Annotated in this window: 12 protein-coding genes; all 12 read left to right on the top strand. The window is 59.4% G+C overall.

Translation table 11 applies throughout. The annotated features are described in order from the left end of the window. Positions 1-339 (top strand): ISC system 2Fe-2S type ferredoxin, encoded by a 339-nt coding sequence (gene fdx, locus G5137_RS01720; RefSeq protein ID WP_005333808.1) that lies wholly within the window; start codon positions 1-3, stop codon positions 337-339. A gap of 173 nt (positions 340-512) precedes the next feature. Then, positions 513-1,817, top strand: coding sequence for an aminopeptidase PepB (gene pepB / locus G5137_RS01715; protein ID WP_216977894.1), 1,305 nt, complete (start codon positions 513-515; stop codon positions 1,815-1,817). Continuing rightward, the gene (pepB, locus tag G5137_RS01710; RefSeq protein ID WP_005359802.1) at positions 1,814-3,097 is read left to right on the top strand and encodes an aminopeptidase PepB; all 1,284 of its coding nucleotides are present in this window, start codon (positions 1,814-1,816) and stop codon (positions 3,095-3,097) included. The genes pepB (G5137_RS01715) and pepB (G5137_RS01710) overlap by 4 nt, the downstream gene beginning before the upstream one ends. Positions 3,098-3,364: 267 nt before the next feature. Next, positions 3,365-3,793, top strand: coding sequence for a nucleoside-diphosphate kinase (ndk, locus tag G5137_RS01705; RefSeq protein WP_005333805.1), 429 nt, complete (start codon positions 3,365-3,367; stop codon positions 3,791-3,793). A gap of 167 nt (positions 3,794-3,960) precedes the next feature. Beyond that, positions 3,961-5,064: a bifunctional tRNA (adenosine(37)-C2)-methyltransferase TrmG/ribosomal RNA large subunit methyltransferase RlmN gene (locus G5137_RS01700; RefSeq protein ID WP_005344856.1), complete on the top strand. Its 1,104-nt coding sequence runs from the start codon at positions 3,961-3,963 to the stop codon at positions 5,062-5,064. Between the two features lie 11 nt (positions 5,065-5,075). After that, positions 5,076-5,867: a type IV pilus biogenesis/stability protein PilW gene (tapF, locus tag G5137_RS01695; protein ID WP_216953941.1), complete on the top strand. Its 792-nt coding sequence runs from the start codon at positions 5,076-5,078 to the stop codon at positions 5,865-5,867. Further along, positions 5,857-6,828, top strand: coding sequence for a cytoskeleton protein RodZ (rodZ, locus tag G5137_RS01690; RefSeq protein ID WP_216978561.1), 972 nt, complete (start codon positions 5,857-5,859; stop codon positions 6,826-6,828). Before tapF ends, rodZ begins: the two co-directional genes overlap by 11 nt. A 10-nt stretch (positions 6,829-6,838) precedes the next feature. Beyond that, a complete protein-coding gene (ispG, locus tag G5137_RS01685; protein WP_005333801.1) occupies positions 6,839-7,954 on the top strand; it encodes a flavodoxin-dependent (E)-4-hydroxy-3-methylbut-2-enyl-diphosphate synthase in 1,116 nt (371 codons plus the stop codon). Between the two features lie 138 nt (positions 7,955-8,092). Further along, a complete protein-coding gene (gene hisS / locus G5137_RS01680) occupies positions 8,093-9,370 on the top strand; it encodes a histidine--tRNA ligase (RefSeq protein WP_033136069.1) in 1,278 nt (425 codons plus the stop codon). A gap of 3 nt (positions 9,371-9,373) precedes the next feature. Next, positions 9,374-10,024 (top strand): YfgM family protein, encoded by a 651-nt coding sequence (locus G5137_RS01675; protein ID WP_421254821.1) that lies wholly within the window; start codon positions 9,374-9,376, stop codon positions 10,022-10,024. Continuing rightward, positions 10,017-11,201 carry an outer membrane protein assembly factor BamB gene (gene bamB / locus G5137_RS01670; protein WP_421254820.1) on the top strand — a complete coding sequence of 395 codons (1,185 nt, stop codon included), beginning with the start codon at positions 10,017-10,019 and terminating at the stop codon, positions 11,199-11,201. The genes G5137_RS01675 and bamB overlap by 8 nt, the downstream gene beginning before the upstream one ends. Before the next feature lie 74 nt (positions 11,202-11,275). Further along, complete coding sequence (gene der / locus G5137_RS01665) at positions 11,276-12,772, top strand: ribosome biogenesis GTPase Der (RefSeq protein WP_043823902.1); 1,497 nt, start codon at positions 11,276-11,278, stop codon at positions 12,770-12,772. The last annotated feature ends 35 nt before the right edge of the window (positions 12,773-12,807 follow it).

Here is a 12,807-nt window from a genome sequence, read left to right as displayed (position 1 = left end):
ATGCCAAAACTGATCATTCTTCCTCATCCCGTACTCTGTCCGGATGGCGCCGCCCTCGAGGGGCAAAGCGGCGAGACTATTCTGGATGTGGCGCTGCGCAACGGTATCGAAATCGAGCACGCCTGCGAGAAATCCTGTGCCTGCACTACCTGCCACTGCGTGGTGCGCGAGGGCTTTGACTCGCTCGAGCCAAGTGACGAGCTGGAAGACGACATGCTGGACAAGGCGTGGGGGCTGGAGCCGGAATCTCGTCTCAGTTGCCAGGCAAAACTGGCGGACGAGGATCTGGTGGTGGAACTGCCCAAGTACACCCTGAACCTTGCCTCTGAACGCCATTAATTACACATGAGTGAATTGCACGTGCAGCATCCTGTGGTGCTTCAGTGATATGGTGGAAGGCCGTGACCCTCGGGGGCACGGCCTTTTTTGTATTCGTTATTCTCTCTTTGCCAATAAGCTCTTTCCCATAAAGAGTGCTTATACATAGTGCCAGTAAAAAGGAAGCAAACACGATGGCTGACATGATGAAGGTAGCGTTATCCACCCAGGCTGCGGCCGCCTATTGGGGCGAGGGCGCCCAGCTCAGTTTCAATGGCGACGAGGCACTGATCCATCTTGGTGCCGCCGGTCAGGAGAAGGATGTTCTGCGCACCGTTCAGCGCGCCGCCCGTCGCCTCGAATCGAGCGGGATCAAGCGGGTGACGCTGGTCGGTGAAGGCTGGGATCTGGAGCGTCGCTACGCGTTCGCCCAGGGGTTCTACGCCGCCAAGGGAGCCCGTGAACTGGATTTCGGCCAGCAGAGCGACGCGGAAGCACGTGAACTGGAGGCGCTGCTCAAGGCGGCTCGCTGGGTACGTGACATCACCAATGGCTGTCCGGAAGAGATCTACCCCATGAGTCTGGCGGAATCGGCCCTGTTGCTCATTCGTGGTCTGGCCGGGGATCAGGTTACAGCTCGCATCACCGCCGGTGAAGCGCTGCGCGAGTCCGGCCATATCGGGATCTGGTCGGTTGGCCGTGGCAGCGAGCGCGAGCCTGTGCTGCTGGAGCTTGACTACAACCCGACCGGTGATCGCAATGCGCCCGTGGTGGCGGCGCTGGTGGGCAAGGGGATCACTTTTGATTCCGGTGGCTACTCCATGAAGTCCTCTGACAACATGCTGCCGATGAAGTCCGACATGGGCGGCGCGGCCATGGTGACCGGTGCGCTGGCGCTGGCTATCAGCCGCGGTCTGAACCAGCGGGTGAAGCTCATTCTCTGCTGCGCCGAGAACCTGGTCTCCGGCCACGCCTTCAAGCTGGGCGACATCCTTACCTACAAAAACGGCATTTCGGTCGAGATCCAGAACACCGATGCGGAAGGGCGTCTGGTGCTAGCCGATGGCCTGATGGCGGCCTCCGACAGCGGTGCAGCTTATATCCTTGACGCAGCCACCCTGACCGGTGCCGCCAAGATGGCGCTGGGGCGCGACTACAATGCGGTGTTTGCCCTCGATGAGACCGAACAGCTGCGTGCGCTGGCCGCCGCCAAGGTGGAAAACGAACAGGCGTGGGCGCTGCCGCTGGAACCCTGGCATGCCAGCCAGCTCACCTCGGCCTTTGCCGATCTGGGCAACGTCGCCTCGGCAGAGGGTACGGCCGGTGCCACCACGGCTGCTGCGTTCCTTTCCCGCTTCGTGCGTGATGAGGGCAAGGGTTGGGTGCATCTGGATCTGGCAGCCTCCTATCAGAAATCGGGCAACGATCTCTGGGCGACCGGCGCCAAGGGGCACGGTCTGCGTACCATCGCCCGCTGGCTGCAGGAGGTGACCGCATGAATGTCTGGTTAAGTCGTGAATTTGCACCGGCCGAGTGGGGGGAGGGGGCGCTGCTCTCTCACCGTGCCGACGGCATGGTGATCCATCTGGTGACGGCCAATCCGCTGCTCGATATCCAGCAAGCGGCCCGTCGCCTCTGCCAGCAGGGGATCCAGAAAGTGACCCTGGCTGGTCATTGGGAGCGTGAACAGCAGTGGGCTTTTGCCCAAGGGCTGCAAACCCCCAAGGCGGAGGTGCAACTGCAGTGGGCCATGTCCTCGGAAGAGGACAGAGAGGAGCTGGAAGCGCGTTGGCTCTGCGGCCGCTGGGTGCGCGAGATGACCAATGCCACCCCGGAGCAGTTGGGCCCGCTGGAGCTGGCGGTGGAAGCTGCCTCTTTTATTACCGAGCTGGCGCCGGACAAGGTGAGTCATCGCATTTTGAAAGGCGAAGCGCTGCAACAGGCGGGCTGGGTCGGCCTCTATCAGGTGGGCCGCGGCAGTGCGCGCGAACCGGTATTGCTGGAGCTCGACTTCAACCCGGGGCGTGACCCCAAGGCGCCGGTGGCAGCAGCGCTGGTGGGCAAGGGGATCACCTTTGACTCCGGCGGCTACTCCATGAAGAGCTCCGAGGGGATGCTCACCATGAAGTGCGACATGGGGGGCGCGGCGATTGTCACCGGTGCGCTGGCGCTGGCCATGCTGCGCGGGCTCGACAAGCGGGTGAAGCTGATCCTCTGCTGCGCCGAGAACCTGGTCTCCGGCCACGCCTACAAGCTGGGCGACATCCTCACCTACAAGAACGGTACCACAGTCGAGATTGTGAATACCGATGCCGAAGGGCGGCTGGTGCTGGCCGATGGCTTGCAACTGGCGAGCGAGTCCGGCGCACCGCTGATCATCGATGCCGCGACCCTGACCGGCGCAGCCGTGATGGCGCTGGGTGGGCGCTACAATGCTCTGTTCGGCCTCGACAAAGGGTTGGTAAGTCGGGCCATGACCTATGCCGATGCCGAGCATGAGCCAGCCTGGCCGTTGCCGCTGGAGCCCTGGCACCGCCAGCAGTGCCCTTCCCATTACGCCGACACGGCCAACAGCCGTCCGGTGAAGGGGGGCGGGCCGGGTGGCGCCTCCAACGCGGCGGGTTTCCTCTCCCGTTTCGTTGCCAACGAAGGGATGGGCTGGCTGCATATCGATCTGGCCGCCTGCTTCAGTGACAACGGCGATGCCCTCTGGGCGCCGGGAGCTAATACTCTGGGGATGCGCACCATAGCGCGGGCCTTGCTGGCGGAAGCCAAATAGGCGAGACAAGGCACCTTCGGGTGCCTTTTTCATGCTGTTCGAATTGTGAACAAAAGATGGGGTTTTGGCGGCTTAAGGTAACTATCGTGCGCAAGCGCACATATTTTCCGGCTCTGCTCGGTCAAGATGAGTGTGGATGTTGATTGCAAGGGAGTGATGTTTAATAAAAAGTTGCTTGTTTGTGTGTTTTTCCGGTTTTTGTTTACGTATAATCGCCAGCGAACATGGATTCTAACAATAAAACTCTGTAGTTAAGGAAAGATATCAATGGCCATCGAACGTACCTTCTCTATCGTTAAACCGGATGCTGTCAGCAAGAACCTGATCGGTGCCATCTATAGCCGTTTCGAAAGCGCAGGCTTGAAAGTGGTGGCATCCAAAATGCTGCACATGAGCAGTGAACAGGCTGCCGGTTTCTATGCCGAGCATCAGGGCAAGCCTTTTTATGACAATCTGGTCAGCTTCATGACCTCTGGCCCTGTCATGGTACAGGTGCTGGAAGGGGAAGACGCCATCCGTCGCAATCGCGAGATCATGGGTGCTACCAACCCGAAAGAGGCGCTGGCTGGTACCTTGCGTGCCTGTTATGCCGAGAGCATCGATCGCAACGCAGTACATGGCTCCGATGCACCGGCATCCGCTGCCCGCGAAATTGCCTACTTCTTCTCTGACAACGAGATCTGCCCGCGCGGCTGATTTTTGTGGATGATGACCCAAGGGAGCCTCGGCTCCCTTTGTTGTTTTCGCCGTTTACGCAATATCCCTCTATTCTCCAGGTGGAAAGCCAGACCCATTATTTGTACAATGCCGCCCCCTGACGTCGTCAGCCAATAATTGATGAAGTGTTTGAACTGAGGCCATTGATGAGCGAAACAAAAATCAACCTGCTGGATCTTGATCGGGATGCCATGCGTGCCTTTTTCGTCGAACTGGGCGAGAAGCCATTCCGGGCAGATCAGGTCATGAAGTGGATCTATCACTTTGGGTGTGATGATTTCGATCAGATGACCAACGTCAACAAGGTGCTCAAAGAGCGCCTCAAGGCGATCGCCGAGATCAAGGCGCCCGAGATCAGCCGCGAGCAGCGCTCCGCGGATGGCACCATCAAGTGGGCCTTGCAGGTGGGCGATCAGGAGGTCGAGACCGTCTACATCCCGGAAGATGACCGCGCGACCCTCTGCGTCTCCTCTCAAGTTGGCTGTGCGCTGGAGTGCAAGTTCTGCTCCACGGCTCAACAAGGCTTCAACCGCAATCTGAAAGTCTCCGAGATCATCGGTCAGGTGTGGCGTGCTGCCCGTGTGGTCGGTGGCAAGCGTCCCATCACCAACGTGGTGATGATGGGGATGGGCGAGCCGCTGCTCAACCTCGCCAACGTGGTGCCCGCCATGCGTCTGATGATGGATGACTACGGCTTTGGCATCTCCAAGCGCCGGGTGACCATCTCCACCTCTGGCGTGGTACCTGCGCTGGACAAGCTGGGCGACCAGATCGACGTGGCGCTGGCTATCTCCCTGCACGCCCCGAACGACAAGCTGCGTTCAGAGATCATGCCGATCAACGACAAATACAACATCGAGGAGTTCCTCGCCGGTGTCCGTCGCTACCTGGCCAAATCCAATGCCAACGGTGGTCGGGTAACCGTCGAGTATGTGCTGCTCGATCATATCAATGACGATATGCAGCATGCGCACGAGCTGGCCAAGGTGCTCAAGGACACTCCGAGCAAGATCAACCTGATCCCGTTCAACCCCTTCCCGGGCAACCCTTACGGCAAGCCGAGCAACAGCCGTATCGATCGCTTCTCCAAGGTGCTGATGGAGTACGGTTTCACCGTGATTGTCCGTAAGACCCGTGGTGATGACATCGATGCCGCCTGTGGTCAGCTGGTGGGTGACGTGATTGACCGTACCAAGCGAACTATCAAAAATCGGATGCAACAGGATGGGATTTCCGTCAAAATGGTTTAAATGCTAAGCCATTGTATAGACAGGGAATGGATACACGTACATTGATCGTAGTGGCAGCGCTCTGCGCGCTGCCAGGCTGTGTGACCGAGACCACTTACGCTGGCCAGAACTCGACCCAGCGTGAAGTGGGTCCTGACCTCAAGGCGGCTGCCCAAACCCGCCTCGACCTGGGTATCCAGTACCTGCGTCAGGGCAATGCCGAGCAGGCCAAGTTCAATCTTGATCGCGCCCTCCAGTATGACCCCTCCAATCCTCAAGTGCAGATCGGTTTTGCCTACTTCTACCAGAGGGTGGGGGATTTCAAGGCGGCTGAAGAGCATTACAAGAACGCCCTTGCCATGGATCCGTCCAATGCTGACGCAATGAACAACTATGGCGCCTTCCTCTGTGATCGTGGCCGTTATGATGAGGCAGACAAGGCATTCAACCAGGCTGTTATTCAACCAGGCTATGTGAAGATTGCCGATACCTATGAAAATGCGGCACTTTGTGCCCTGCAAAATCGCAGAAATGATAAAGCAACCGAGTACTATCTCCTGGCCTTGGGGTATAATCCGGGCAATCCAAGGTTATTGCTGGACTTGGCCGAGCTTTCCATGAAAGATGGCAAGCTGCCTGATGTGCAGTCCTACCTCGCCCGTTTTGCCGATGTGTCAGACGAGAATGAGGAGAGTCTCTGGTTGAGACTCAGATTGGCACAGGCAATGGACAAGCCGGCATTACTTCACCAATTCGGGACTGAGCTGGTAAGGCAATATCCCACTTCGCAACAAGCCAAGCGTTATTTAGCCAATGACTATTGAACAGCCACACGATTTCCAACAAGACGATTCCCAGGCAGCAGGTCCAGGCCAGCTGCTGCGCAATGCCCGTGAACAGCTTGGCTGGACACGAGAACAGGTTGCGTCCCGCATTCACCTTCGTCTGACCCTGATCGCCGCCATCGAATCGGATACCTACGACAAACATACGTCCCATACCTTTATTCGGGGCTATCTGCGTACCTATGCCAAGTTGGTCGGGATCCCGGAAGAGACCATTCTGGCCGCTTACGACAAGCTGGGTCTGACTCCTCCCGACAATATCGACATGCAGAGCTTCTCCCGTCGCTCTCGCCAGCAAGCCAACGACAATCGGCTCAAGGTGGTGACCTGGCTGGTTATTCTGGTGTTGATTGCGCTCTCGGTCGCCTGGTGGTGGCAGAGTACTTCACGCCGCTCCGCCGGTGATGAAGCCCTGGCAGCCACCGAGATGAGTGCAACCGGTTCGACTCCGGCTGAACCGGCTATCACGCAGCCCGATGCGATCAACACCGCCCCGGTGGAAGGCGCTGCCATCGCACCTGCCGCCACTGACGTGACTGCCCCCGCGGTGGTCTCCGATGCGACTGCTACCCTGGCGCCTGCTTCTGCGGCTGTTGCCCCGACCGATGTCAGCGCGGCTGTCGGCACTGCGACCGATGCTGCGGTATCCGGCGCCAATGGCACCGAATCTGAAGAGGCTGTCGTTGATCCGGCGACTGCGCCGCAACTGAAGATGAGCTTCACCGCCGATTGCTGGCTGGATGTGAAGGATGCCAACGGCAAGACCCTGTTCAGTGGTCTGAAGAAGGCCAACGACGAGCTGGTGCTGGAAGGCGCCGAGCCCCTGAAGTTCATCATTGGCGCGCCCATGGCCGTCAAGCTTGACTACAAGGGTCAGTCGTTTGATATGAGCCGTTACAACAACGGTCGTACAGCCCGCTTCTCACTGCCGCAGGAGTAATCTGTTTCCCATGTCTTCTCACGAATCACCCATCATTCGTCGTAAATCCAGACAGATCATGGTTGGTAATGTACCGGTTGGGGGCGATGCCCCCATTACCGTGCAGACCATGACCAACACCAAGACCACAGATGTCGCCGCCACCATCGAGCAGATCCAGCGGATCGAGCGGGTCGGCGCCGATATCGTCCGTGTCTCCGTGCCCACCATGGAAGCGGCGGAAGCCTTCCGGCTGATCAAGCAGCAGACCCGCATCCCCATCGTTGCCGATATCCACTTCGACTATCGCATCGCCCTGAAAGTGGCCGAGTACGGTGCCGACTGCCTGCGTATCAACCCGGGCAACATCGGCAATGAGCAGCGGGTGCGCTCGGTGGTCGATTGCGCGCGCGACCTCAATATCCCGATCCGTATCGGGGTCAATGGCGGGTCGCTGGAGAAAGATATCCAGGAGAAGTACGGCGAGCCGACCCCAGAAGCGCTGGTAGAGTCCGCCATGCGTCACGTGGACTATCTCGATCGCCTCGATTTCCAGGATTTCAAGGTGAGCGTCAAGGCTTCCGATGTGTTCCTGGCAGTCGGTGCCTATCGCCTGCTGGCCAAGCAGATTGAACAGCCGCTGCACCTTGGCATCACCGAAGCGGGCGGTTTCCGTGCCGGTGCGGTGAAGTCTGCCATCGGTCTGGGTATGCTGCTTACCGACGGCATCGGCGATACCCTGCGTATCTCGCTGGCGGCGGATCCTGTGGAGGAGGTGAAGGTCGGTTTCGATATCCTCAAATCCCTCCGTATTCGCTCCCGTGGCATCAACTTTATCGCTTGCCCATCCTGCTCACGGCAGGAGTTCGATGTGATCGCTACCGTCAATGCACTGGAAGAGCGGCTCGAAGACATCATCACACCGATGGATGTTTCCATCATCGGCTGTGTGGTGAACGGCCCGGGTGAAGCGCTGGTCTCCGACCTTGGTCTGGCGGGTGCCGCCAACAAGAGTGCCTTCTATGAGGGGGGCCAGCGGGTCGATCGGCTCGACAACAAGGATCTCATTCCAACTCTGGAGCGCCGCATTCGCGCCCGCGCCGCCATGCTGGATCCCGCCAACCGGATCCCGATGGACAAGGAGTGAGCGAAACAGGGCCACATTGGGTGGCCCTTTTTCCAGGTGACTGATTTTAAATCCCGCATCCGGATTCCCTGATTTTACCTTGGGGGGGAAAATCCCTATAATGCGGCCAAATTTTACCTCTTTTTCTCGAGTATCAACGTGGCAAAACAGATCCAAGCTATTCGCGGTATGAATGATTGCCTGCCGGAGCAGAGCCCGGTATGGCAGAAGGTTGAACAGATCCTGCGCCAGGTCGTTGCCAGCTATGGCTACAGCGAAGTGCGCATGCCGATTGTCGAGCAGACTCATCTGTTCAAGCGCGCCATCGGTGAAGTGACCGACGTGGTCGAAAAAGAGATGTACACCTTTGAAGACCGTAACGGCGACAGCCTGAGTCTGCGTCCGGAAGGGACCGCCAGCTGCGTCCGTGCCGGTATCGAGCACGGTCTGCTCTATAACCAGGAACGCCGGATGTGGTACATGGGCCCCATGTTCCGTCACGAGCGTCCCCAGAAGGGCCGTTACCGCCAGTTCCATCAGTTCGGTGTCGAGCTGTTTGGCATCAACGGGCCGGACATTGACGCCGAGCTGATCATGCTGACCCACCGCCTGTGGCGTCTGTTTGGCATCAGCGAGCATGTCACCCTGCAGCTCAACACCCTGGGCCAGAGCGCCGAGCGTGCCGCTTACCGCGATGCGCTGGTGGCCTATCTGGAGCAGTACAAGGATCAGCTGGACGAAGAGAGCCAGCGCCGCATGTACAGCAACCCGCTGCGGGTACTCGACTCCAAGGATGAAAAGGTGCAGGCCATTTTGGTGGGTGCCCCGCGTCTGTTCGACCATCTGGGCGAAGAGAGCCTGGCCCACTTCGAGGGGCTCAAGCGCCTGCTCGAGTCTGCCGGTATCAAATACGAAGTGAACGAGCGTCTGGTGCGTGGTCTTGACTACTACAACCTGACCGTGTTCGAGTGGGTCACCAGCAGTCTGGGTGCCCAGGGCACCGTCTGTGCCGGTGGCCGCTACGATGGTCTGGTAGAGCAGCTGGGCGGTCAACCGACCCCGGCCGTGGGCTTTGCCATGGGCATGGAGCGTCTGGTGCTGATGCTGGAAACCCTCGAGCTCAACGCCGATATCCGCCCGGCGGTGGATGTTTATCTGGCGATGGTGGGCGAGGGGACCGAACAGGCTGGCTTCCAGCTGGCCGAGCGTCTGCGCGATGCCCTGCCGGACCTGCGCCTGATGAGCCACTGCGGTGGTGGCAACTTCAAGAAACAACTCAAACGCGCCGACAAGAGCGGCGCGGCAATCGCCCTGATCCTTGGTGAGACCGAGGTGCAAAACGGGGAGATCACTATCAAATATCTGCGTGGTCAGGCCGAGCAACAGACCGTCAAGGTTGACGCCGCCATTGCCCTGCTGGCAGCCAAAGGAGAGTAAGCTGTGGAAGTCTATACCACCGAAGAACAACAGGTTGAGGTTATCAAGGAGTGGTGGAAAGAGAACGGAACCTCGGTGATTGCCGGGACCGTGATCGGTCTGGTCGGTCTGTTTGGCTGGCGCTATTACAACCAGCACCAGCAAGAGACCATGGAGGCCTCCTCCCACTCTTACAACCAGGTGATTGAGCAGCTGGCCAAGGGCGATGCCGCCGGTTTCGAGCAGGCACTGCAGTTTGTCACCGCCAACAAGGGTGACTCCTACGGTGAACTGGCCGCGTTGCAACTGGCTGCCGCTGCCGTCAAGGCGGGCAAGCTGGATCTGGCTGCCGAGCAGCTGGAGCTGGTGGCGACCACGGGTGACGAGAGCATTCGTCCCATCGCGGCGCTGCGTCTGGCCCGTGTGCTGAATGATCAGGGCAAGGCAGATGAAGCACTGGCCAAGCTGGCGACCATCCAGAATGAGGCCTTCAAGGCGCAGGTAGCCGAAGCCCGTGGTGATGTGCTGCAAAAGCAGGGCAAGACCGAAGAGGCTCGTGATGCCTATCAGGCGGCGGCGGATGCCGGCGGCCTGCAGGGTAGCGCCGAGCTCAAGCTGAAAATGGACGATCTGGCCCTGCCGGCCATGACCACGGGTGAGGCACCGGATGCGTAATCTATTCAAGATGGTGGCGCTGGGGGCTGCGGTCTCCTTCGCTCTGCAGGGGTGCTCCCTGTTCAGTTCCGAAGAGGATCTCAACCCGATGGCGCCGCTGCCCAAGGTTGAATCTGCCTTCACAGCCGACACCGCATGGTCATCTAATGTGGGTGATGGCATCGGTGACTTCTACTCCCAGCTCAAGCCGGTGGTGGAAGAGGATCGCATCTACGCGGCGGCCCGCGACGGCGATGTCAGCGCCTTTGACCGTGCCAGTGGTGATCGCCTCTGGACCGTCGATCTGGCCGACCTGCCGGTCAACGCCGACAAGCGCAGCGCCCGCCTCTCCGGCGGCCTGGTTTCCCGTTACGGCAAGCTGTTCCTCGGCTCCGAGAACGGGGTGGTCTACGCCCTGAACGAAGAGAATGGCGAAGTGCTGTGGCAGACCAATGTGCCCGGCGAAGTGGTGGCAAGCCCCGCAGTGGAAGATGGCCGCGTGGTGGTGTTGACCACCTCCGGTCGCCTGATCGCCCTCGACACTGATGAAGGCAAGATGCAGTGGTCGCTCTCCGAAGAGCAGCCGCCGCTGACCCTGCGCAGTGCCGGTGCACCGGTGATCACCAACGGCGCCGTGATTTACGGTCGTGCCGATGGCAAGGTGGGCATCGCCCTGCTGAGCAACGGCCAGCCGGTGCGCCAGTCCAAGGTGGCTGATCCGCGCGGTGCCACCGAGCTGGACCGCATGGTTGACGTCGATGCCAGCCCGCTGATTGCCGGTGATGAGCTCTATGCCATCGCCTACAACGGTCAGCTGATGGCGCGCAAACTGATGACCGGCGATGAAGTGTGGAAGCGCAAGTATTCCGGCTATCGCGATCTGGCGATGACCGGTAATGCCATTGTGCTGACCGACAGCCGCAGCCACCTGTTTGCCGTGGACCGCCGCAACGGTCTGGAGCTGTGGTCCAATACCCAGCTGGAAAACCGCACCGTCACCGCACCTGTCATCTTCGGTGACTATGTGGTGGTAGGCGATGTGGAAGGATACCTGTATTGGCTTGATCGTACCGACGGTACCATCAAGGCGATGCAGCAGCTCGATAGCAGTGGTCTCTACGCCGCCCCGCTGGTGGATGGCGAGACCCTGTATGTGCAGAGCCGTGACGGCAAGTTGTACGCCCTCAAGCGTCCTTGATCGTCCGATAATGTGAATATCCGGCTCCTGGTCTTCGGACCCGGAGCCTTTGTCGTCTTGAGAATGAGGCTTTTATGACTCCTGTAGTAGCCCTGGTGGGCCGCCCCAACGTGGGGAAATCCACCCTGTTTAACCGCTTGACCCGTACTCGGGATGCCCTGGTTGCCGATTTTCCCGGTCTGACCCGGGACCGTAAATACGGTCAGGCGAAGTTGGGCGAGCTGGAATTTATCGTGGTCGATACCGGCGGTATCGATGGCACCGAAGAGGGGATCGAGCTGAAGATGGCCGAGCAATCCCTGCTGGCCATCGAAGAAGCGGACGTCGTGCTGTTCATGGTGGATGCCCGTGCCGGTCTGACCGCGGCGGATCAAGCCATCGCCGAGCACTTGCGCAAGGCCCACAAGAAGGTATTTCTGGTGGCCAACAAGACCGACGGTATCGACGGTGATTCCGCGGTCTCCGAGTTCTACGGTCTGGCGCTGGGCGAGGTCTACCAGATCGCGGCCGCCCACGGTCGTGGCGTGCTGAGCCTGCTGGAACTGGCCCTGGCTCCCCATCTGGAGACCCTGGTCGACGCCGCTACCGATGAAGATGCGCAGGATGAGGAAGAGGAGGACTTCGACGAAGAAGCCCTGCTGCGCATGGTGGCTGCCGGTGAACTCGATACCAAAGAGGACACCAAGGAGACCCCGTTTGCCGACCTGCCCATCAAGTTCGCCATCGTTGGTCGTCCCAACGTCGGTAAATCTACCCTGACCAACCGTATGCTGGGTGAAGATCGGGTCATCGTCTATGACATGCCCGGCACCACCCGTGACTCCGTTTACATTCCGATGGAGCGTGACGAGCAGAAGTATGTGGTTATCGACACCGCCGGTGTGCGTCGTCGTGGCAAGGTGCACGAGACGGTGGAGAAGTTCTCCGTCATCAAGACCCTGAAAGCTATCGAAGATGCCAACGTCTGCCTGCTGGTGATCGACGCCCAGGAGACCATCACCGATCAGGACTTGAGCATCCTTGGCTATGTGCTCCACGCCGGTCGCTCCGTGGTGCTGGTGGTGAACAAGTGGGATGGTCTGGATCAGAAGGTGAAAGAGGATGTGAAGAACGAGCTGGATCGTCGCTTGGGCTTCATCGACTTCGCTCGCGTCCACTTCATCTCCGCCCTGCACGGCAGCGGTGTCGGCCATCTGTTTGAATCCATTCAGGAGGCTTACCAGTCCGCCACCCGTCGTACCAGCACGGCCATGCTGACCCGCATCATGCAGATGGCGCAGGAAGATCACCAGCCGCCGATGGTCAATGGTCGCCGCGTCAAGCTCAAGTATGCTCACGCCGGTGGCTACAACCCGCCGCGCATCGTGATCCACGGCAACCAGCTGAACGACTTGCCGGACTCCTACAAGCGGTATCTGATCAACTACTTCCGCAAGTCCCTCAAGATCATGGGCTCGCCGATCCGGGTCGAGTTCCAGGAGTCGGTCAACCCGTTTGAAGGGAAGAAGAACACCATGACCCTGAGTCAGGAACGTCAGCGCAAACGCCTGCTGAAGATGAAGAAGAAATAAGCCCTTGCGGCTGCCCTCACCGGCAGCCGCTTTGT

The organism is Aeromonas sp. 600282, from assembly GCF_049175755.1.
In the GTDB taxonomy this organism is placed as follows: Bacteria; Pseudomonadota; Gammaproteobacteria; order Enterobacterales; family Aeromonadaceae; genus Aeromonas; species Aeromonas veronii_A.
This window is presented reverse-complemented; position numbering and strand designations above follow the sequence as displayed.